This window comes from Priestia sp. FSL W8-0524 (genome assembly GCF_038005965.1).
Classification (GTDB): Bacteria; Bacillota; Bacilli; order Bacillales; family Bacillaceae_H; genus Priestia; species Priestia zanthoxyli.
The window spans coordinates 740,323-761,042 of the sequence record NZ_JBBOUG010000001.1 but is presented as its reverse complement, the minus strand read 5'-3'; the positions used below and the strand labels follow the sequence as shown (position 1 = coordinate 761,042).

Genomic DNA, 20,720 nt, shown 5'->3' with positions numbered 1-20,720 from the left:
TTATACCCTCCCTTCATTCTTTTGAAATAAACGGGACTTATTATAAATTGGATAGTATATATTTTTTTGATTCGCTCTTATTCCACAAAAAAAGATTTTAATTTCTAGTATCTTTAAAATCATCAAATTGAACACTTTTTAAGATTTTCATAATCCTCTTATCTTGCTCTCTTCCTTGCCTCTCGTTTAATTCTGCTTTTACGTTATCAAAATAAAATTTAATAACTGAATTAGAATGTTTATCCGCTATATAGGCTACATATTCATTAGGCACGTAGCCCTCTTTTTCTCTATTTACTTGCTTATGAGTACCTTTAAAATAAGTATAGGCCTTATCATAATAAATACTTACATTTCTAGTTTCTATTTTATAAGGTTTATTTGAATTAAATTGCTCTTGAAACAGTCTTTCAACGTAAATAGATTCATTTTTTTTATTTTGTTTGAAAATTCAACTGTCATATATTCTAATTCATTGCTATTAGATACAGCTCTATAACGCTCATATAACTTTCCTTCTTTAACATACTGCTGTTCATTTTCATGCAACAGCTGGTACTCCTCTGGAAACCAAATTGTATACTGCCCGGTCTTCGACTTAAACTCATAAAACCCGCCGTCCACTTTTTTATCTTTATTCAAGAACTTACGTGTAAAGCGGTCATCAAAAGCTGGGGCATTGGGGCAACGTTCTTCGTTTATCAGCCATACCCCGCCTATTAAAATAGTTATTCCTATAATGACTGCAATAATAGTTTTAGTATGCTTTTTCATCTTCTGGCATCTCCGTTATTTTCTGCTTTAAAATGGATACTCTTTAACATATTTAAAACCCACGTATTCTTTTCCAAGTTACTATCTTCTATAAAATCTCCAACTTGATCCATTGATAATTGAATGACATTTGTCGATTCCTTATCAGCCACATAGGCTACGTATGTATTTGGAACATGTTCTTTACTGTCATTTATCACATGCTTCTCGGGCCCTTTAAAATAAATGTAAGCAGATTGATAGTAAATTCTAGTATTAGAAGTTTCTATTACCTTTGGTTCACTTACATTAAAACGATTCTTCATAAGACTTTCTACGCTAAAAGATTCATCTCCTGGATCTCTTCCTTCTGAAAACTTTAAACTGATAGAATTAATTTGATGTTCCTTTTTATGCTCTTTGGTATAAGCTGCTACCCATCTTTCGTACATTTTTCCACTTACGACATAATCTTCATCATTTTCATGTATTAATTGATACTCCTTTGGAAACCACATCGTATACTGCCCAGTTTTTGACTTAAACTCATAAAAACCATCATCCACTTTTTTATCTTTGTTCAAGAACTTACGCGTGAAGTGATCATTAAAAGCTGGGACATTTGGATAGCGGCTTTCGTTTATTAGCCATATTGCTCTTGTTAAAATAACCGTTCCTGCAAGGACTGCAATAATGGTCTTCATCCTTTTTTTCATATCTGCACATCCTCTTTATTTTTACTAGATAGGTTTTGGTATTTAAGTTAAATTGATTTATTTCTTAAATTATCGTTCAACATGAGCTTTATTAAGCTTCATTTCCCTCACGGAACTTAATATTTTTTAATATTGTTAGGAACCATTTTTTCTCTGCTACTTCATCATTCTTTCTGCTTTTTTCACTTTTATCAAACCACAGTTCAATTGCATTATTAGAATGTTTATCCGCTACATATGCTATATATGTATTTGGAGCATGTTCTTTATTAGGATGCATAATTACTTCTTGTGTTCCTTTAAAATATGTATAAGCTGAATCATAGTAGATTCTTGTACTAGAAGTTTCAAACGTATTAGGCTTAGTAACATTTAGCTGTTCTTTAAACATATTGTCTACAGTAAAGGATTCATTTTCAGCCTTTCTTGCGTTTGAAAATGTCATTTCGATATAACTTCCCCCAGCATTTTCAGCTTTGTTATTTACCTCTTTCGCTATCCACCTTTCATAAGAATTACCGTTTATTACGTAATCTTCTCCGTTCTCCTTTATAAGCTGATAGCCTTTAGGAAACCACATCGTATACTGCTCAGTTTTTGACTTAAACTCATAAAAACCATCATCCACTTTTTTATCTTTGTTCAAGAACTTACACGTGAAGTGATCATTAAAAGCTGGGACATTTGGATAGCGGCTTTCGTTTATTAGCCATATTGCTCCTGTTAAAGTAACCGTTCCTGCAATAGTTGCAATAATAGTCTTCGTACGTTTCTTCATCCTCTGACATCTCCGTTGTTTTCTGGTCTAAAATGAATACTTTTTAACATTTTTAAAAATTGCTTATTTGTTTTGTCACCTTCATTTTTTGATAAGTTATTACCTATAGAGTCATAAGATATTTCAATTGTCTTATTTGAATGTTCATCAACTACGTAGGCAACATATGTATTGGGTATGTAACTACTTTTATCCTCAATTACTTTCTCCTCCGTACCCTTGAAGTAAGTATAGGCATTATCATAGTAGATTTTTTTATCTTTCGTTTCTATTACCTTTGGTTTATTGGCGTGAAATCTTCTTTTAAAAGTAGACTCTACAAACACAGCTTCATCTTTGATACTCCGCTCAAAAAATTTCAAGTTCAGTTGACCAATTAGATTCTCCCCTTTGTATTTTTTAGTCGATAAGGCTCTCCAATCTTCATAATTTTGTCCGTTCTTTGAATAGCCTTGACCATCGTCATTCGCTATTACAAATTCTTCTGGAAACCACATCGTATACTGTCCTGTCCTTGATTTAAACTCATAAAACCCATCGTCTACTTTTTTATCTTTATTCAAAAACTCACGAGTGAAATGATCTTTAAAAGCTGGAACATTTGGGTAGCGGCTTTCATTTATGATCCATATTCCGCCTATTAAAATAGTTGCCCCTGTAATTACTACGATAATAGTCTTTGTATGCTGTTTCATAGCTGCACACCCTTCTTCATTATTTGAAACAAACTTCTTTTCCTATTTATTAAATAGTTTTTACCGAATACTATTACCCGAAATTGCTTCGTGATGTATAGCTAACTTAACCGTAAAATTGAACACTTCTTAAAATTTCCATTAACCATTTTCTCTGTTTCTCTTCCTCAAATTGTTTATTTTTAAATCCGCTCGTTTCAAAAGAAAATTCAATTACTTTGTTAGAAGCTTTATCTATAATATATGCATAAAAGCTATTGGGTTTTTGCTTAATATCTTCTACTACTTGATTCTTTTCATTTATCTCAAAATGAGCACTTGAAAAATAAATTTCAGTTTTACCTGTTTTAATAAGCTTTGGCTGTTCAGAAATTAAATGATCTTTAAAAAAGCTTTCAAGATAATCTTGGTGATTTCTCTTGTTATCTTTAGCCATCCTGACATATATAGCTCCTCTATACGCCTTGGTTTCACTTGAGGGAACAGCTTCCCATTGTTCAAAATCTTTATTATCTTTAGCGTAATCACCATTTTCACTCAGTAATGTATACTCCTCCGGAAACCACATCGTATACTGCCCTGTCTTCGACTTAAACTCATAAAACCCGCTGGCCACTTTTTTATCTTTGTTTAAGAATTCACGCGTAAAGTGATTATCAAAAGCAGGGACGTTTGGGTAGCGGCTTTCGTTTATCAGCCATATTCCTCCTATTAAAATAGCAACTCCTGTAATGATTGCGGAAAGGGTCTTCGTACGTTTTTTCATTGTCCTACACTCCCTCTATTACTCTTTTGAAATAAATAGGACTTAATGTAAATTGTTCAACATATAAAAATCCCTCAGACCACTGTCTGAGGAATAGCAGTATCCCTTATGTTAATTCACTTTCATCCATTGATTCTTTATATCGAAGTTCGTACTCTCTCTTGTGCATATCTTTAACAGAATGCATAAAACTCATAATATGCTGAAATGCTCCAGTATCATACTGCTGAGCCCTTAGCGTATATCCCCGCTCTGCTGCTTCTAATTTACTTTTAACCGCATCCGCAAACTCACCCGTTTGGTTTTCTAAATAGCTTTTAGCATGCCAAAGCTTTTCATTTACTTCTTGATCCTTTTTGATTAACTCTTTAATCCTTTTTGCCTGCTCGTCTTTGAAGTCATCACCATCAAATTCAAACGTGTATTTGCCGCTCGTTGTTCCTGTGTGTGTAAAATCAAAATCAAACAATTAAATCCCCCCTACTACTTCTTTCATGCTTTTAATATCTGAAGCTACCGATTCGTCAGCTTCCATCATCTTCTCGAAATTTTGGAAGAACGCTTCAAGAAACTTTTGATAGTATGTAACTTCCTCTTGAATAGAAGAAATAATCTCTTCAACAGGGGTAAATACACTATCGTCTAGCGGGTCAAACGTTTTGTCAAACGTCACTTTTTCAGCCACACGCTTTTGTCCAAACCATGCGAGGGTAGCGCCGTCTTTATCTGCCTTTTCCATAAATGACTGGGGAGAAGCTTCTTCTCTGGATATCTTCATTTTTAACTTTTTCTTCTTAGCTTCGAAGACTTCGTTAATTTCACTATGTAAATACTGCTTTAGCGTATTTAAGTTTGCTTCTTTGTCTTTAATAGCATTAGCACAGTAATAAACAAACTTCTTCATTTGTTCATAATCTAGCAAGATTTCTTCCTGAGATCCTGAATCAAAAACCTGATAATACGTCTTCATAGCATTAGCTTCTGTGTATTTGACAACGTAATTAATTCCGTGGAGTTTTGCTTGTTTACTTTGAGATATTCCTTTAACAAGCTGAAATGTTGCTCCAGGGCTAGTAAATGTATTTACCATTACTACTGCTCCTACTCCTATACCTGCTTTAATCTCTCCAAAATGAAGAAAAGGATATCTTTTTACACTCTCAAGGTATTGATCACGTGTTTCTGGCAGGTTAAGCAACGTTTCTTGTTTCACATGATCATTAACAAACCCTAAACCGCCTAATGTTGTCTTTACTCCAAGGTTATAACGGAATTGGTCTATCATATACACTGGGTTCCATTTTGCTTCTTTCTGAAAAGGATATTTCCCAATGTTAATCATTTCTTCTGTATCTAAATCTCCAAGCATGGTTACTTTGTTACCTGCATACCAGCTGCCAGGAAATGATTGTGCATGCATTGGTTCTCCTTTCACCCAGGTATGGCTAATGGTAGCTTTTTGTTTTTTGTAGTACACATTGGCTAAGCTAACTATTTTTTCAGTAGATATATTTCTAGTTTCACCTATTTTTTCAGTAGCATATCGCGAAAATCCAGGATCTTTCTCTAATAATTGTTTCACATTTACAGGAGCATCATTTAAACCTCTTACGTCAACAAAATTTTTTTTCAGCAAAGCCAAAGTCGAAATCAAATTCCCGCCTAATGAGTGTCCATCTCCATATCTCTCAACTTTTAAACTTGATCCTTTAACCTGTCTATTGATATTAGTTTCTACAACATCATACATTTCTTGAGCATCGTCAATTTGAGTGTTCTGTTTTCCAACTCCAATACCTAGTGCATCATATACAACATCTCCAAAATCTTTTTTTGGTTCTGTTCCCCTAAAAATATAGTACACTTGATTAATTTTACGCTCTTCATCATAAAAATGAATGGCTGCTCCATCGAAACCTGAGGCTTGGCCAACTCCTATTTCTTCACTTGTATAAATCTCAAATTTTGGTGGTTTTTCGCCCATTTCTTCTTTAAAAAGCTTTGTTATTTTTGCTTCTTTTCCTTTTAGTCCCTTATATTCAAGTTGGGTTAATTTATTCCTTAAACTATCACTTAACAAGCTTTTATTCTGCATTATTTTTAACCTCATTAAACTTAACGCTTTTTAATATTTTCATAATACGTTTATCCTGCTCTTCTCCTTGTTTTTCAGTTAGTTTTTCTTTTACGTTATCAAAATAAAATTTAATAACTGAATTAGAATGTTTATCTGCTATATAAGCTACATATGTATTAGGTGTATAACCCTCTTTTCCTCTAATTACTTGCCTATGGGTACCTTTAAAATAAGAATAGGCCTTATCATAATAAATACTCACATTTTTAGTTTCTACTTTATGAGGCTTATTTATATTAAATTGCTCTTGAAACAGTCTTTCAACGTAAATAGATTCATTCTTTTTTATTTTGTTTGAAAATTCAACTGTCATATATTCTAGTTCATTGCTGTTAGATACAGCTCTATAACGTTCATATAATTTCCCTTCTTTAACATACTGTTGCTCATTTTCATGCAACAACTGATACTCCTCCGGAAACCACATCGTATACTGCCCGGTCTTCGACTTAAACTCATAAAATCCATCGTCCACTTTTTTATCTTTGTTTAAGAATTCACGCGTAAAGTGATCATCAAAAGCAGGGACGTTTGGGTATCGGCTTTCGTTTATCATCCATATTCCTCCTATTAAAATAGCAGCTCCTGCAATGACTGCAATAATGGTCTTCGTACGTTTTTTCATTGTCGCACACCCTTTTAGTTATGTTATAACCTATGTTTTATACATGTTCGATACTATCATACTTATAATGGGAGAGTCATAAGCAGAACGAATCAAAGAACCATAATTAGGAAGTGGTTATTTTTTACTATCACTTACCCTTTCTATTAAAGAAATAATCACTTCTTTTTTTATCATTGTTACCTTTATTAATGATTTCTCTCAATAAAGAAAACCCCACTTTCAACAAAGTGAGGTTGATTACATAATATAGGACGTTTACTGAATGTTTCGCTCTCCTTGTGCCAGCACATCAATTTCAGCGTCAATTTTCACGCTGTGGGTTTTCCCATCAAGTCCAAGAATCACAATTTCATACTGCTTGTTAGTGAGAACAATCGATTCGATAATACCTTTATGCTGTCTTAACGCGTATGCTTTTGCACGGCTTTTGGTTAAAGGAATCGTTTTTTCTTTCAAAACATTGCCGGTTTCGGCGTTAATTTTTACTTTGTGCTCTTCTCCGTTTAACGTAAGGATGTCTACTGTATAAATAGGAAGAGTGAGTATTTTACTCAGCGATATGGATTTGACAATGCCTTTATGTTCTTTTAATGCGAGAAGCTTTGCTTGTTCTTTCAACAAAAGTGATTGTTTTTCAGAAATCATTTGACGCCATCCTTTCTAGTTTATAAAACGGACTGCTGTTTCAATTTCTTAACGTACCATATCCTATGTATACGTCTACTAACTAGTATAGCGGGCTTGTCTTAAATTTCTCTTAATATTACATGAAAGATAGCTGAAGAAAGCTGTTATTCACTGAAAAAACTAGACCTGGTTAGATCTAGCTTCTTATTGGTGAATGTGAATTCTACATTTTTTTCGTTTCGAATCGTTCTACGGCTCTCATTTGTTTGATTGATGGGGATTTGTGGACGCACATGCCTAGATGGACTTTTTGAAGCAAATAGGGATCAATGTAAAAACCATTTTGAAAGATGTTTTCTTTTTCCTGTTCGTCATGAAATTTGGAGCATCTTACACAGTAATACATATCATAACCTCCTTGCGGGCTATTTTATAAACGGGGATAGTTGTGAGTGGTATATTTACCTATAGCATATGGAAAAGAATAAAAGTCGTGCTTGTTTAGCGAAAATGTCCAAAAAGAAGAAGGCTTGTTCGTGGGCTAAAACACTGGATTTTAAAAATGATTATTTAGAACATAAATCAACTTAATCGTAACAAAAAAGCCTCTTTCAAAGAAAAAAGAGGCCTTTTTGTTAATTTGTTACTTTTGCGCTGTTTTGATGCCATTTCCAAGCTGATGCGATGATTTTTTCTAATGAAATTTGCGCTTTCCAGCCTAATTCTGCGTGAATTTTATCAGAAGATGCGACTAAGCGTGCCGGATCTCCAGCGCGGCGGTCTGCCATTACAACATTCGCTTTTTTACCCGTTACTTTTTCACACGTTTCGATCACTTCTTTTACAGAGTAGCCAAGGCCGTTTCCAAGGTTGTACGTTGCTGTTTTCTTCGTGCCGTCTAACAGTGCCTGAAGCGCTGAAATGTGAGCATTTGCTAGGTCCGTTACGTGAATGTAGTCACGGATGCACGTTCCGTCTGCAGTATCGTAGTCTGAGCCGAATACAGAGATGTTTTCACGTTCACCAAGCAGGTGCTGAAGAATGATTGGAATTAAGTGCGTTTCAGGATCATGGCACTCGCCAATTTCTGCTGTTTCGTAAGCACCCGCTGCGTTGAAGTAACGAAGCACAACATATTCCATGTCGTAAGCACTTGCAAAGTCAGCTAAAATCTGTTCGATCATTAACTTTGAACGTCCGTACGGATTAATTGGGTTTGTTGCCGTATCTTCTGTAATGATATCTACAGAAGGAATCCCGTATGTAGCAGCAGTAGATGAAAAAATAAACTTTTTCACATTGTGCTTCATCATCGTTTGTAAAAGGGTTAACGTCGCAGCTACGTTATTTTGATAATATTTAAGAGGATCTGTTACTGACTCCCCTACTAAACTATTAGCAGCAAAATGCATGACAGCATCAATTTTATGATTTGTGAATACGCTTTCTAAATCTTTCTCATTACCTAGATTTCCTTCTACGAATACCGCTTTCTCATCGATTGCCCAGCGGTGACCCGTTGATAGATTATCAAGTACCACAACTTCATTTGTTTTCACTAATTCTTTTACTAGGTGGCTTCCGATATAGCCTGCTCCTCCGATGACTAAAATCATACTGTCAGTCAGCTCCTTTTTATTAAGTGTCGCTACAGATATCGTACCCGTTTCTTTTCCATTTGTAAATATTTCATTTTTCAGTATCCTGCAGCGATACGGTTATATTTTTTATTAGTATAGACAATCAATATGAACTCATTATGAAGAAAAGGGAAGGAAATTTTTATTGCTCTTTTTCACAGAGAATTAGATAATATAGCAGGAACTAATTTACTTATTAAAGGAATGAAAGCTTAATGAGCAAACACCATTCATGGCTAGATGCGCTAAAAGGATTATGTATTCTTACAGTAGTGGCAGGGCATTCTGGCAGCCCTTTTTTTCATCATTATTTCTTTTGGTTTCACATGCCTCTCTTTTTTATGATTAGCGGCTATCTGTTTCACTCACGTTCTAGAATACAAGAAGTACGAGAATGGATTTTGAAAAAATGGATGCGTTTACTTATCCCTTATTTTTCATTTGGCCTGTTAATAGCAGCCCTTATTTTTGTTCAAACATTTAACGTTCGGGAAGTGTTACTAAACATCTACCATTTATGTATTGGCGGGAGAACTCTCGGATATTATTACGGTGTTTTTTGGTTTGTCACTTGTTTATTCTTAACTCACCTTGTTTTTGCCTATGCAGCTCTACTGATTAAAAGAAAAAGCTCAATGGTTCTTTTCTTAGCTCTATGCTATTTCATCGCTCATATTTATGTCAGCTTTCCATTTCTTCAGCAAAAAAACATTATATGGAGCGCCAATTCCGTTTTGCTATCCATTTGTTATTACGCAATTGGATATTACAGCAGACAAGCTTTTTCGTTTGTTGAGAGAAAAAGCACCGTAATTCTGAGCAGCTTGATCATTTTATTGATTGTAGTTTTAGAAAAGCTCAGCGTTCTTTCTTATACATTAGATATTAAAGCAAACGTTTATACATGGCTGCTTGATTTGATTATTCCTCTTTGCGCGGCAAGCATTCTTGTATATATAAGCAAAAAAATGAGCTTAACAAAGTGGAGTAAGCCTTTTGAATACGTGGGGAAATCCTCGTTTACCATTATGTTTTTGCACGTACCGGTTACTATTTTAATAGAAAAATACACCGGCATATCTACCGTCTTTTTATACATAGTAATGGGAACATTGATTCCTTTGATATGTCATGTATTGTTCAAACAATTTCTTCTTACAAACGCATTATTTTTAGGTGCGTTTCCTATTCCGAAAAAGGACAGTGGACAAACACTTCCAGTTTCGAAATAAACAGTCATGTAACCCCTGTTCTTTACAGGGGTTATTTACTAGATTTGCTGAGGCACTTTCTTCATATCTTTCACTTTATTTTTTAATGGAAGCATGCCTTCAATATGGCATTCAATACAGTCCCCGTCTTCAATAACAGCGGGTCCCGGCGTTCCGGTTAAGATGATATCACCTGGATGCAGCGTCATGACTTTTGAGAAAAATGAAACACAGTATGCGATGTCGTAAATCATATTAGACACGGTATTTTCATGCTGCATGTCTCCGTTTAGCAATGTGCGCACTTGAAGTGATTTCACGTTTGATATGCTTTCTTTTGTGATAAATTCTGAGCCTATACTGCAAAATGTATCAAAGCTTTTCGCTCGCATTAAGTAGCGATGATTCGCCGCGTGAATATCAGCTGCGGTTACGTCAATGGCTGACGTATAACCAGCAATTACGTTCATGGCTTCATCTGGCTCTATATCCTTACACGTTTCGCCGATTACCACCGCTAGTTCCGCTTCAGCCGTTGTTTTATAGGACTGCTTTGGAATACGAATGCTGTCATCTGGTCCAATAATGGCGGTTGCGGGTTTCAAAAAACTAACTGGATCAATGGCACGGTCGTAGTCTTTTAGTTTTTCTTCAGAAGCTGCATAATTAAATCCAATGCCTAACAATTTTGACGGATTACTAATGATAGGAGCTGTTTTTCTGCCCTGCAAGTGCAGTGCGGGAAAAGAGCTGTTCATACCAAATTTATTATGGGCGTACCATGTTTCAAGGTGGCGAAGTTCTTTATATTGAATAAGATCCCAAATTGTTGTAGACCAGTTTGTTAAATATTTAGCATTAATATCTTCTATAAGCAGAATGCTGTCATTGTCTAAAATAGCTGCTTGTTCTTTCCCTTGCTCTATTATATTTACTAACTTCATGATACGCTCCTTACCGATGCTTGAATGATATGATCGCTGTTTTCTTTTACCCAATTTAATAATTTTTCATCTTGGTTGTATCCTGCAATAAAAGATAAGCCGATTGGCAAACCGTCTAGTTCTCCTGCAGGTATCGTAACTTGCGGAAGTCCGCTTAGTCCGGCAATACACGTCATTTGAAGTGTTCGCAATCTTCTGTTTTCTAACTCCGGTCCTTTTGCATCTTTTACAGGCGCGGGTCCTGGAGCTGTAGGAAGCACTAATATTCCGTCTTCTCCAAGCTGTGAGTACATAAAATAGCGAAGTTCACGACGCTTTTCTTCTATATAATTCATATTTAATAAGGTAAGAGTGCTCGCCCATTGAAAGCGGCTTCCGATATCGTCTCCAAACGTTGGATTTTCTTTTTGAATCCATTCTCCGTGCGTTTGCCAAATTTCTTTTCCTTGCAGCAAACGAAAAGTTTCCATATATGTAGAAAAACCCTGAGGGGCAATTACTATTTCTTCTGTAGTAGAAAAAGACTTCATTACGTGCTTAATAGGTGGTGCAAGAGCTTGCATGCTTTGTTCATCCACAAGTTCCATAACGTCTGTTGCTACATAAAGTCTTGTAAAACCGCTAGCACGCGACGTTGAGTTCAATAAAACCGCTCCTACTTTTTGCAGAGTGTGTCCGTCTCTAGCCATTACACCGACTGTATCAAAGCTTGGAGCCAGTGGAATCAGGCCGTTTGTAGAAATGCGTCCGTGAGAAGGGCGATACCCGAAAATACCGCAGTAGCTTGACGGAATTCTAACCGATCCTCCCGTATCTGTTCCAATTGCAAAATCAGCTATTCCCGCTGCCACAGCAACCGCTGAGCCGCTCGAAGATCCTCCCGGAATTCGATCTGCGCTTTTTGGGTTTACCGGTGTTCCGTAATGCGCGTTTTCTCCATTTAATCCGTACATAAGCTCATCAGTATGCGTAACTCCCTTTAGCGCAGCTCCTTCTTTCAAAAGAGCAGCTACTACGTCTGCATGTTCGCTTGCAGGCTGATGCGTGGCGAGCCAATCCGGATTTCCTGCACTTGATATATGTCCTTGTACACCAAATACGTCTTTTAACGCAAAACTCAAGTTATTTAACATTCCCGCTCCCGTTGGAGGTACGTAAAGATCACTGTCTACAAATGCGTTCCACGTATCTTTCATTCAACCATCTCCTCATTTCTTATATCTGTTTAGAATATAAAATTTGGAATAAGTTGGTCAATGAATGTGTCAGGTCTGTTTACACTAATATTATGTAAGTCTCCCAACTTCTCTTTTCCTAGAGAAACTAGCCGTTTCATTTCCCTTTTAGCACGTTTGCGAGTAAAGTAGAAACATATCATTTTACGAAAAGGACTATCGCGATGGAACAATCTACTACGCTTTTCTTATTTATTTTATTAGCTTTTGTGCTAACAAGAGGCATTCCATTTATAGGTTCATTTGCTCCTAGCATTAATACACTGCTTCGGCATATTGGACGTTATTTTTCAAATTTAAATACGATGTTTCATGAAGATGGCCACGCGTTAATGGGGCTTATTGTCGGAAAAGGCGTCAATCGCATTGAGCTTTACACCAATAATGAAGGTGTAGCTGTGACTGCCACCTACGCGGGATCCCGTGGATGGCTGCCGCGCGTCATTATTGCCTTAGCCGGCTACCCGTTCAGCTCAGCAATGGCTTATTTGTTTTTCTACCTGCTCGTTCACAACCACTACGACTGGCTTTTTTACGGGTTAGGAAGTGTTGTTGTTATTAATTTACTGCTTTGGGTACGTAACGGATACGGAATTGTATGGCTATTTTCTATCGGTTTGATCCTCGGAGGCATCTATTATCTGCAAGATCCACAGCTTATGCGCTACAGCATGATGTTTGTTGGTGCACTGTTACTTGTAGAATCTCTATTTTCCGCCTTTATTATTTTTGTGTTAAGCATCAAATACCCAAACGATGCGGGTGACGCTACAAGTTTAAAGCAGCTTACCCATCTTTCAGCACGCTTTTGGGGATTTTTATTTTTCGCACAGGCCGTTTATGTGGCTTATTTGATTTTTCACCTGATTTATTAAAGACAAAATTCTATAATCCCCCGAGAAAACTTTGGGAATTTTATAATTTAAAGGAATAATTTACTTTTATACACTAAATAATGGTTTACGAGTTCCCTAAATGAGGTATATATTGGGTACTATGAAGTCGTAAAGAGGTGTGGGATACTTGTCATTATTTTTAAAGTGGAAGCAAAAGAAGCAGGAAAAAGAAGTAGAGCGTGTTCTTGAGGAATCAATCTCAAAAAGAAAAGACTACTGGAACACAATTGGACATGTAGACGGAGACGTATTAACTCATTTGTTAAATCCCATGTTTTTTGGCGGGCCTGCTTGGCCGTCTGGACGTCAAACTTTTATTCGTGTTCAAAAAACAGAGACGGTTATTTTAGCAAGCGACGGCTTGTCCGATCCGTTTCAACTACCTGAAGAAAAGAGCCAAAGACAAGGAAAGGGATTAGAATTCTATATCGAATGCGATGATGAATCTCTTCGCGGACCTTTATCGGATATTCAGGATCACTGGGCATTTGACCTTCTTTATCAAATGAGTCAAAATGCTGCCGCTCACCCTAATATGCTAGAACTATTCATGAAACATGATGTTCTTTCAATTGAATTTACGGATTTGGACGTACCGCCTCATTTTGTAAATAAAAATGGAGATATTGGTGTATTGCTAGGAGTTCAGTCTCCTTCTGTTTCAGCTAGCCTCTCTTTACCTTACGAATCTATTAAACTGATTAGCATGAAGCTTCTTACACCTAACGAATTAGATTATGTGCGCGAACAAGGAGCGCAAGGACGCAGGCAGCTCGCTGAAACATTTCAGCTGTCAAAAAGTTATCATATTACCATGACTAAAAGAGAGTCTCTTATTTAAAAGAGGTTCTTTTTTTATTTCTGCTATTGAAATAGAGCCACGTAGAATATACTCCTTATTTACGTGTAACTCACGTTCACATACTTTTTTAAAGCTGCTTTTCATATGAGCGTACTATTTTTGATTCGTGGTATATTTTGCTATAGTAAAAAAGAAGATATAAAAAAGGAGATGGACGTTAGACATGGCAGAAAAAGTGCAGATTGGAAAATCCGAATTATATGTTAATCCTATTGGACTTGGAACAAACGCTGTAGGAGGACATAACTTATATCCTAACCTAAACGAAGAAGTCGGCAAAGACCTTGTTCATAAGGCGCTAGATAATGGCATAAACCTACTTGATACAGCGTTCATTTATGGTCCTAAACGTTCTGAAGAATTAATTGGCGAAGTGCTAAAAGAACGCGGGAATCGTGAAGAAGCGGTGATCGCTACAAAAGGAGCACATAAAATTGTTGGAGATGAAGTACTGCTAGACAATTCTCCTGCATTTTTAAAACAGTCGGTTGAAGATAGCTTAAAACGCCTTCAAACAGATTATATCGATTTATATTATATTCACTTTCCAGATAAAAACACACCTAAAGACGAAGCGGTTGGTGCGTTAAAAGAATTAAAAGATGAAGGTAAGATCCGTTCTATTGGCGTATCAAACTTCTCGTTAGATCAGTTAAAAGAAGCAAATAAAGATGGTTATGTAGACGTGGTACAAGGCCAATATAACTTAATTCAGCGAGAAGCAGAAAACGATATTTTACCTTATACGGCTGCAAACCGCATTTCATTTATTCCATACTTTCCGCTAGCTGCTGGTTTACTTGCTGGGAAATATGATAAAAATACAAAGTTTAATGACCTGCGCGAAGATATGCCTCATTTTATCGGCGAAGCATTTCAGCAAAATCTAGAAAAAGTAGAGCGTCTTCGTCAAATCTCTAGCTCGAAAGGCGTAGAAGTAGCTCACCTTGTTCTGGCTTGGTACTTAACGCGCGATTCAATTGATGTATTAATTCCAGGAGCAAAACGCGCTGATCAAGTACTTGATAACTTAAAAACATTAGATGTTCAGCTCACTTCTTCTGAAATTAAAGACATTGATCATATTTTTAAATAATATAAAAAGAGCTTTGCCATAGGTAAAGCTCTTTTTTCTATACAATTCCGCTGACTAATAGAACAAAAGCTGTAAAGAAGAATCCCATCTGTACAAAGCTTGTTACGTACTCTTTCGTTTCTTGTTTGTATTTCCATTCATCTATACTTTTTAACAAAATATTCACGACTAAAAATAGGAAAGATACGATATAAGGCTCTACAAACATAAAGATCATATCAAATAACAGACAAAGAACAAAAGCTATCGTCACATATTTATCCCATCGGCCTAAAGCTAGACTTTCATACTCATATTTTCCCCAAAATTTGCTGCGAGGGATATCAAGGACTTTTCTCAAGATAACGTCTGCTAAGACCGCTGCTGCTACAAGTATTATTAATATATACATTGCCATCCCCCCTTCCTTTTTATGGTATCATTTCAACTCGTTTCTGTTAAGGTCTCAGCTACAAAGTGCTTAAACTGCTTTGTTTCTTCCGTTTCACCTTTTGTTACGATATACGTATGTGAAGAAGGCCGGATAATTTTTTGCTGTGAAATGACGCTTAACGTTTGATTTTCAACTTCCTTTTTCACCATAGAAAATGGCAAATAAGATACGCCTAAACCTTCTTCAATAAAGCGCTTTGTAATTTCTACTTGCGTCACAGGAAGCAGCTGAATGTGAGGATAACAAGCCTTGATTTGAAGGAGTAAATCTTCCCAATAAACAGGATGATTATTCGTAAGCAGCCGGTAGGAAGATAACAGCTCCTGTTCCGTACGTGCCTCTGCAGAAAACGGGGCAACTAAGACTGCTTTTTCTTTATGAATTAACTCATAAAAAACGTCTGCCTGACCCGGAAGCATCCTTGTTAATCCAACATCTGACCTTCTGTCGCTGATGTCTTTTCCCACTTGAAACGAATTTGTGATATTAACCGTTACTTCAATATGGGGATATCTCTCTACAAATTGTTTGATGAGGCTTGGTAAAACAGATGCTGCTATTTGAGGAGCAGCGGATATAGTCAGTTTTCGGTTATATCCTTGCTTCCATAACTTAAAATTTCCTACTCCTTCTTCATATGCCCTCACCATTTTTTGAGCATGAGGCAAAAAAAAGCGTCCTGCCTCAGTCAGCGTGATGTATTTACCTTTTTTTTCAAAAAGCTCAGCACCTAACTCTTGCTGCAGTCGCTGAATATGCTTTGATACAGCAGGCTGTGTTAAAAATAAATCTTCAGACGCTTGCCTGAAATTTTCATAAGAAGCCGCTATGATGAATGTTTTTAACCATTTGATCTCCATTTTCTTCTCTCCATCTCTTTCTATTCATAACAAACTGGAATCAATACTGCTTATTTTTGTTTATTTTCTTTTCTACCAAACTTCTATACGATATATGTATCTCAATATTACCAAATAAAGGAGCTGTAAAAATGAAAAATAACGTGAAAGAAAAATTTAATGCTCATGCTTCTCAGTATGATGAGCAGCGCCGCAAACTTATTCCTTGTTTTTTTGATTTTTATTCCATTCCCGTTTCTCTTCTTCACTTTTCAAATAAGCCGCTTCGCGTACTTGATATCGGAGCAGGTACGGGATTGTTTTCTTCTTTTGTCAAAGAAAGATACCCAGATGCTCATTTCACGTTGATTGACGTGTCAGATCAAATGCTTGAAAAAGCCAAGGAGCGCTTTAAAAACGAACAGAATATGGAATTTATTGTATCAGATATAACAAGCTACGAATTTGAACACTCATTCGACATTGTGATTTCTTCACTTGCTATTCATCATTTAGAAGACGAACAAAAGCAAAAGCTGTATGGTCAAATTTATCATTTACTGCATACAGGAGGAATATTTATTAATGCCGATCAAGTATTAGGCCATTCTTCTATTATTGAAGAGTTATATAAAAAAGACTGGAGTGAAAGAATTGCCGCAAGCGGATTAACGCATGAGCAAATTAAGGCTGCTCATGAACGTACGAAGTTAGATAAAATGGCAACTTTACATGACCAGTTAAATTGGCTAACAGCAAGCGGGTTTAGCACGGTGGATTGCATCTATAAATTTTTTAATTTTGTTGTAATGTATGCTCAAAAATAACGGTTTAAAAACTACTTGTCTCTTTGCAAGTAGTTTTTTTACTCTGTTCCTCCCTATATTCGAATAAGAATATTTATCTATTTCCACAAAACTACGCATACTTCTTTTCCAGTTTCGTATATCTAATAATAGCTTCGTTCTCCTGAACTTTTGAATTTTTTGTACATAAAACCCATATAAAGTATTTTTATACTATTTTATGTCTTTTTATGGTATAAAAAATACAACTATGTTACAATATGATTACAAAACAATCTATATAACGCTTTCATTTCTTTACACGAAAATGAAGAACTGGAAAGGATGTGCTGCTTATGTAAATGTGAATCCGCTAGATTAGTAAACTTATATTCTTAAAGTTGTACAAATCATCAAGAAAAACTTAGTTATTCTTATTATTATAAATTCCCGCTAGTAAAGTCTTTCTACTTAATTATTTCCTTATTAAGCGCATACATACAGGTATAGAAAATGCAGCTATTCGTCTTTTATTTTATTAGTGAAGAATTTATAGCACTGCTCAAAGCACCATACGTTTTTCATTAATGCAGCCTAAGGAGGCGCAGCACATGGCAAATAGAATATCAAGAACAACAATCGTACTCATAGCGGCTATTCTAGCTCTAGCCTGCTTGTTTGTAGGCGTTCCAAAAACAGAAGCTGCTTCAACACCATCTCATTTAATTATCATTAACAAAGCAACAAATAAACTCGCTTATTACCAAAATGGTTCACTTGTCCGAACGTTTTCAGTCGCAACAGGACGCACGCAGTCTCTTACACCAGAAGGGCATTTCAAAGTAGTGAATAAAATTGTCAATCGCCCTTATTACTCAGGGAACATTCCTGGTGGAGACCCTAGAAATCCTCTTGGCAACCGCTGGCTGGGTCTAAATGCGAGAGGTACATACGGCACGACGTATGCTATTCATGGAAATAATAATCCTGCTTCCATTGGCAAATATGTAAGCAGCGGATGCGTTCGTATGTACGATGAAGAAGTGGCATGGTTATTTAGTAAAGTGACCGTCGGTACACCGGTTGTGATTACAACTTCTTCTAAATCATTTAATGACATTGCAGCAGCAAACGGGTACAACGTTTCTGGAAACTCAGGTTCTACTCCAGCTCCTTCTACAGGAACTGTTTTAAAGAAAGGCAGTAAAGGAAATGCAGTTAAAGAACTTCAGCAGAAGCTAACTTCACTTGGCTATAACACAAAAGGTACGGACGGTGTGTTCGGTGCCAATACAGATTCAGCTGTGCGTAAGTTCCAAAAAGACCACGGCTTAACGGCTGACGGTATTGTTGGTCCATCAACGTATAAAGCTTTAGGAAACCCTGGAACCAACCCGACACCAACAAATCCGACAAATCCAAAGCCAACAAATCCACCAGCGGATACAACAATTAACACAAAACAAACGCTTAAAAAAGGCAGCAAAGGCAGCAATGTTCAAGCTCTTCAAAAGAAATTAACGGCGCTTGGCTATGATACAAAAGGCACGGACGGTATTTTCGGCGCCAATACTGAAGCTGCTGTACGTAAGTTTCAAAAAGACAATAAGCTAGCAGTGGACGGCGTTGCCGGACCTAATACGTTAACTGCTATTTCTAAACGCTAATAGAGCCTGAAATCAGGCTCTGTTTTTTTTATTTATAAACCTCTTTTTACACGGACTCCTTAATGAACCATTACGCCGTCTTTCTTTTCTACCACATACTTAATCAATTGATAAACCGTTCTCATAAGAATTTGCTGCTGATAGATATCGTTTTTGGCAGGAATCACACTTTCTATGACCCTGCTATATTTATACGGCTGATCGTCTTCTTTTTCTTTATAAAGAGCTAGCCAGTCATTACGGGTATTTTCAAGCAGCTGTTCGTTGAAATAGGAATAAACGACGGTTGCGAACTCACCTGCCAACTCTTGAATAACCTGCTGTCGGTCGGTGACCGAATGATAGGTACTTGACCATCCAGACGGCTGACTTAAAAAATGCTCATACACAGATGAAATAACGGCGGACGCAATAGCTGGTACCGGTCCTTCATTCTCTCCTAAGGAAATGTTTAAACACGTTTCTCTGTCCATATAAGGAATGTTCAGCGACTCCATTGCTTCATAAAAAGCCTGCGAGACAGTCAAGTTTAAATAAATAGGATGCAGCTCTTGCTGCTTTTTTCTCGTTTCTGATACTAAAGCTGTCTTTAAGTCTTTATATAGAAAGTGACTCTCTTCGGATTCTTCGTGTACACATTCTAAAATAGACGTATTCCCTACTGTTAAATAGTAGTAAAGTTGCTTTCTCATAAGAGATGAAACGCTTTTAAGCGCACCATCTATCATTTTAGCCATGGCATGTTTTTTAGCATAACCCGTACGGCAGCTTGGAGAGGTAAGTAAATCTCCGTGTGTAACACAAACGTTTACCTTAGCACCGTGCCCATGTACGATGAGCTGCTGAAGAAATTGAATATCTAATTCTTTAAGCCCATGATGTACGTATAAAATAGAAGCTGCTTGTTTAAAAGAATCGTGGATGGTGCCCGTATATTCAACAGATAGATGCTCGCAAATCGCTACCCCTTTTTTAAAAGAAAAAGGGCCGGAAACTTCAATTCTACGAAACAATGGATAAATAAGGCGTCCGTTATTTTCTTCTTCTTCATTTGTTAGCGGATCAAAGAAAGACAGCTCTTTTGCTGTGAGACGGCAGGATATTGGCCAGTCGTCTTCTCCTATTTCCCACGTTCCTTCCTTGTATTCTCTCAACCGAGATTCAATTGCCAGAAGCATTTGCTCAGTGATCTTCCTACATTCAAGCCGCTTATGCCATACCTCTGCAAAATCTCTTCCTTCTTGATCAACAGCGTCTTTTACTGTTTCACTTTCTCGTTTAATTGCATCTACAAATTGTTTGAATGAACTATTTTCGTCGCTCATTCTTAAAGGAACATCATCATTAAAATAACGGGCTTTGTATGGAATATCTCCCAAAAGAGCGCGCAGATTAAAAGAGGAATCTCCGTGTAATAACTCAAAGACCAAGTCATAATCCGTGCCTCCTTCAGCATACACTTCAGCGCTTCTTAGTAGGATATTCTCCACTTTCCTTTGCACTTCACTTCGCGTAAAAAAAGAGACGGCAGCTTCATAGTGTTGGGAATCCTTCACCTTATACGTAGCAGAATAAGCGCCTTTACTGCCTATTCCTAGAAAGCCGCACTCCTTTTTTATACCAAGAAGCTGGCGGATTAAAGATGTTTTGCCGCTTCCTTGTTCTCCTATTACATGAACGTACTCATACTCGCTGTCAATTTGTTCGCTTGTCTTTTTTTCAATATCGTTATAAAAAGCATTCACTACTCGTTCATCATACCTTGCTTTTGCTCTTCCTTTTGCAGTACTTGTCCAAAAATCCTGCACTCTCAGCAGTTCATTCATCTCTTCAACCAACATGTCAATTTCATCGTGTTGCTCTGTATACATAAACCGTTTAACAAACGGGTGCGATCTTCCTCTTTCATCTTTTTTAAACGGATGCTGAAACATAATTGACCAGCCTTTTCGCGTAGGAGACTGACAGGCTTTTGCACGAAAAACTTTCATTCATTTCCCCTTCTTTCCCTA

Annotated in this window: 23 protein-coding genes; 6 read left to right on the top strand and 17 right to left on the bottom strand. The window is 36.7% G+C overall.

The annotated features are described in order from the left end of the window. Positions 1–97: 97 nt before the first annotated feature. The 12 genes from NST66_RS03820 to galE all read right to left on the bottom strand — a co-directional run bounded on the left by NST66_RS03820 (position 98) and on the right by galE (position 8,716). The gene (locus tag NST66_RS03820; RefSeq protein WP_310877454.1) at positions 98–274 is read right to left on the bottom strand and encodes a hypothetical protein; all 177 of its coding nucleotides are present in this window, start codon (positions 272–274) and stop codon (positions 98–100) included. A gap of 89 nt (positions 275–363) precedes the next feature. After that, on the bottom strand, positions 364–774 hold the full coding sequence (locus NST66_RS03815; protein WP_329955518.1) for a hypothetical protein: 411 nt from the start codon (positions 772–774) through the stop codon (positions 364–366). After that, positions 771–1,469 carry a hypothetical protein gene (locus tag NST66_RS03810; protein WP_033578231.1) on the bottom strand — a complete coding sequence of 233 codons (699 nt, stop codon included), beginning with the start codon at positions 1,467–1,469 and terminating at the stop codon, positions 771–773. Before NST66_RS03810 ends, NST66_RS03815 begins: the two co-directional genes overlap by 4 nt. A gap of 91 nt (positions 1,470–1,560) precedes the next feature. Further along, positions 1,561–2,247, bottom strand: coding sequence for a hypothetical protein (locus tag NST66_RS03805; RefSeq protein WP_033578230.1), 687 nt, complete (start codon positions 2,245–2,247; stop codon positions 1,561–1,563). Next, a complete protein-coding gene (locus NST66_RS03800) occupies positions 2,244–2,942 on the bottom strand; it encodes a hypothetical protein (protein ID WP_028412276.1) in 699 nt (232 codons plus the stop codon). The genes NST66_RS03805 and NST66_RS03800 overlap by 4 nt, the downstream gene beginning before the upstream one ends. 106 nt (positions 2,943–3,048) lie before the next feature. Beyond that, complete coding sequence (locus NST66_RS03795; protein WP_033578229.1) at positions 3,049–3,708, bottom strand: hypothetical protein; 660 nt, start codon at positions 3,706–3,708, stop codon at positions 3,049–3,051. Between the two features lie 106 nt (positions 3,709–3,814). Next, positions 3,815–4,177: a hypothetical protein gene (locus tag NST66_RS03790; protein ID WP_028412274.1), complete on the bottom strand. Its 363-nt coding sequence runs from the start codon at positions 4,175–4,177 to the stop codon at positions 3,815–3,817. After that, the gene (locus NST66_RS03785; RefSeq protein ID WP_033578228.1) at positions 4,178–5,803 is read right to left on the bottom strand and encodes a DUF6792 domain-containing protein; all 1,626 of its coding nucleotides are present in this window, start codon (positions 5,801–5,803) and stop codon (positions 4,178–4,180) included. Beyond that, entirely contained in the window at positions 5,793–6,470 is a 678-nt protein-coding gene (locus tag NST66_RS03780; protein ID WP_033578227.1) for a hypothetical protein, read from the bottom strand. The genes NST66_RS03785 and NST66_RS03780 overlap by 11 nt, the downstream gene beginning before the upstream one ends. Positions 6,471–6,728: 258 nt before the next feature. Beyond that, complete coding sequence (locus NST66_RS03775; RefSeq protein ID WP_340843069.1) at positions 6,729–7,118, bottom strand: PepSY domain-containing protein; 390 nt, start codon at positions 7,116–7,118, stop codon at positions 6,729–6,731. A gap of 205 nt (positions 7,119–7,323) precedes the next feature. Beyond that, positions 7,324–7,506 carry a DUF3973 domain-containing protein gene (locus NST66_RS03770; protein WP_013055747.1) on the bottom strand — a complete coding sequence of 61 codons (183 nt, stop codon included), beginning with the start codon at positions 7,504–7,506 and terminating at the stop codon, positions 7,324–7,326. Positions 7,507–7,735: 229 nt separating this feature from the next. Beyond that, entirely contained in the window at positions 7,736–8,716 is a 981-nt protein-coding gene (gene galE, locus NST66_RS03765; protein WP_028412269.1) for a UDP-glucose 4-epimerase GalE, read from the bottom strand. A gap of 239 nt (positions 8,717–8,955) precedes the next feature. Between galE and NST66_RS03760 the strand changes: the two genes are divergently transcribed. Further along, on the top strand, positions 8,956–9,972 hold the full coding sequence (locus NST66_RS03760; RefSeq protein WP_311265090.1) for an acyltransferase family protein: 1,017 nt from the start codon (positions 8,956–8,958) through the stop codon (positions 9,970–9,972). Between the two features lie 38 nt (positions 9,973–10,010). Here NST66_RS03760 and NST66_RS03755 read toward each other — a convergent pair whose 3' ends face one another. After that, positions 10,011–10,895 carry a fumarylacetoacetate hydrolase family protein gene (locus tag NST66_RS03755; protein WP_028412267.1) on the bottom strand — a complete coding sequence of 295 codons (885 nt, stop codon included), beginning with the start codon at positions 10,893–10,895 and terminating at the stop codon, positions 10,011–10,013. Next, positions 10,892–12,091 carry an amidase gene (locus NST66_RS03750; RefSeq protein WP_323873835.1) on the bottom strand — a complete coding sequence of 400 codons (1,200 nt, stop codon included), beginning with the start codon at positions 12,089–12,091 and terminating at the stop codon, positions 10,892–10,894. Before NST66_RS03750 ends, NST66_RS03755 begins: the two co-directional genes overlap by 4 nt. A 203-nt stretch (positions 12,092–12,294) precedes the next feature. Between NST66_RS03750 and NST66_RS03745 the strand changes: the two genes are divergently transcribed. The 3 genes from NST66_RS03745 (at position 12,295) to NST66_RS03735 (ending at position 14,984) form a co-directional block, all read left to right on the top strand. Next, positions 12,295–13,005, top strand: coding sequence for a M50 family metallopeptidase (locus NST66_RS03745; protein WP_033578221.1), 711 nt, complete (start codon positions 12,295–12,297; stop codon positions 13,003–13,005). Positions 13,006–13,153: 148 nt separating this feature from the next. Continuing rightward, entirely contained in the window at positions 13,154–13,867 is a 714-nt protein-coding gene (locus NST66_RS03740) for a suppressor of fused domain protein (protein ID WP_034269869.1), read from the top strand. A gap of 184 nt (positions 13,868–14,051) precedes the next feature. Further along, the gene (locus tag NST66_RS03735; RefSeq protein ID WP_098626066.1) at positions 14,052–14,984 is read left to right on the top strand and encodes an aldo/keto reductase; all 933 of its coding nucleotides are present in this window, start codon (positions 14,052–14,054) and stop codon (positions 14,982–14,984) included. Positions 14,985–15,021: 37 nt separating this feature from the next. Here the strand turns inward: NST66_RS03735 and NST66_RS03730 are convergent, their stop codons facing one another. Both NST66_RS03730 and NST66_RS03725 read right to left on the bottom strand, forming a co-directional pair. Then, positions 15,022–15,375, bottom strand: a complete 354-nt coding sequence (locus tag NST66_RS03730; RefSeq protein ID WP_034269866.1) for a DUF4181 domain-containing protein — start codon at positions 15,373–15,375, stop codon at positions 15,022–15,024. Between the two features lie 32 nt (positions 15,376–15,407). Beyond that, positions 15,408–16,277, bottom strand: a complete 870-nt coding sequence (locus NST66_RS03725) for a LysR family transcriptional regulator (protein WP_340843068.1) — start codon at positions 16,275–16,277, stop codon at positions 15,408–15,410. A gap of 131 nt (positions 16,278–16,408) precedes the next feature. On the opposite strand from NST66_RS03725, the gene NST66_RS03720 reads away from it, so the two are divergent. Together NST66_RS03720 and NST66_RS03715 are read left to right on the top strand one after the other, a co-directional pair. Further along, entirely contained in the window at positions 16,409–17,083 is a 675-nt protein-coding gene (locus tag NST66_RS03720) for a class I SAM-dependent methyltransferase (protein ID WP_034269860.1), read from the top strand. A 569-nt stretch (positions 17,084–17,652) separates the two neighbouring features. Beyond that, positions 17,653–18,708, top strand: a complete 1,056-nt coding sequence (locus NST66_RS03715) for a L,D-transpeptidase family protein (protein WP_014461286.1) — start codon at positions 17,653–17,655, stop codon at positions 18,706–18,708. 59 nt (positions 18,709–18,767) lie between these two features. Here NST66_RS03715 and NST66_RS03710 read toward each other — a convergent pair whose 3' ends face one another. After that, on the bottom strand, positions 18,768–20,699 hold the full coding sequence (locus NST66_RS03710) for a hypothetical protein (RefSeq protein WP_340843067.1): 1,932 nt from the start codon (positions 20,697–20,699) through the stop codon (positions 18,768–18,770). Positions 20,700–20,720: the final 21 nt, after the last annotated feature.

What these genes read in the sequence shown, in the direction of transcription:
- NST66_RS03815 (WP_329955518.1), bottom strand. Translation starts at nt 774, where the DNA reads ATGAAAAAGCATACTAAAACTATTATTGCAGTCATTATAGGAATAACT.
- NST66_RS03810 (WP_033578231.1), bottom strand. Translation starts at nt 1,469, where the DNA reads ATGAAAAAAAGGATGAAGACCATTATTGCAGTCCTTGCAGGAACGGTT.
- NST66_RS03805 (WP_033578230.1), bottom strand. Translation starts at nt 2,247, where the DNA reads ATGAAGAAACGTACGAAGACTATTATTGCAACTATTGCAGGAACGGTT.
- NST66_RS03800 (WP_028412276.1), bottom strand. Translation starts at nt 2,942, where the DNA reads ATGAAACAGCATACAAAGACTATTATCGTAGTAATTACAGGGGCAACT.
- NST66_RS03795 (WP_033578229.1), bottom strand. Translation starts at nt 3,708, where the DNA reads ATGAAAAAACGTACGAAGACCCTTTCCGCAATCATTACAGGAGTTGCT.
- NST66_RS03785 (WP_033578228.1), bottom strand. Translation starts at nt 5,803, where the DNA reads ATGCAGAATAAAAGCTTGTTAAGTGATAGTTTAAGGAATAAATTAACC.
- NST66_RS03780 (WP_033578227.1), bottom strand. Translation starts at nt 6,470, where the DNA reads ATGAAAAAACGTACGAAGACCATTATTGCAGTCATTGCAGGAGCTGCT.
- NST66_RS03775 (WP_340843069.1), bottom strand. Translation starts at nt 7,118, where the DNA reads ATGATTTCTGAAAAACAATCACTTTTGTTGAAAGAACAAGCAAAGCTT.
- NST66_RS03770 (WP_013055747.1), bottom strand. Translation starts at nt 7,506, where the DNA reads ATGTATTACTGTGTAAGATGCTCCAAATTTCATGACGAACAGGAAAAA.
- galE (WP_028412269.1), bottom strand. Translation starts at nt 8,716, where the DNA reads ATGATTTTAGTCATCGGAGGAGCAGGCTATATCGGAAGCCACCTAGTA.
- NST66_RS03760 (WP_311265090.1), top strand. Translation starts at nt 8,956, where the DNA reads ATGAGCAAACACCATTCATGGCTAGATGCGCTAAAAGGATTATGTATT.
- NST66_RS03755 (WP_028412267.1), bottom strand. Translation starts at nt 10,895, where the DNA reads ATGAAGTTAGTAAATATAATAGAGCAAGGGAAAGAACAAGCAGCTATT.
- NST66_RS03750 (WP_323873835.1), bottom strand. Translation starts at nt 12,091, where the DNA reads ATGAAAGATACGTGGAACGCATTTGTAGACAGTGATCTTTACGTACCT.
- NST66_RS03745 (WP_033578221.1), top strand. Translation starts at nt 12,295, where the DNA reads ATGGAACAATCTACTACGCTTTTCTTATTTATTTTATTAGCTTTTGTG.
- NST66_RS03735 (WP_098626066.1), top strand. Translation starts at nt 14,052, where the DNA reads ATGGCAGAAAAAGTGCAGATTGGAAAATCCGAATTATATGTTAATCCT.
- NST66_RS03730 (WP_034269866.1), bottom strand. Translation starts at nt 15,375, where the DNA reads ATGTATATATTAATAATACTTGTAGCAGCAGCGGTCTTAGCAGACGTT.
- NST66_RS03725 (WP_340843068.1), bottom strand. Translation starts at nt 16,277, where the DNA reads ATGGAGATCAAATGGTTAAAAACATTCATCATAGCGGCTTCTTATGAA.
- NST66_RS03720 (WP_034269860.1), top strand. Translation starts at nt 16,409, where the DNA reads ATGAAAAATAACGTGAAAGAAAAATTTAATGCTCATGCTTCTCAGTAT.
- NST66_RS03715 (WP_014461286.1), top strand. Translation starts at nt 17,653, where the DNA reads ATGGCAAATAGAATATCAAGAACAACAATCGTACTCATAGCGGCTATT.
- NST66_RS03710 (WP_340843067.1), bottom strand. Translation starts at nt 20,699, where the DNA reads ATGAAAGTTTTTCGTGCAAAAGCCTGTCAGTCTCCTACGCGAAAAGGC.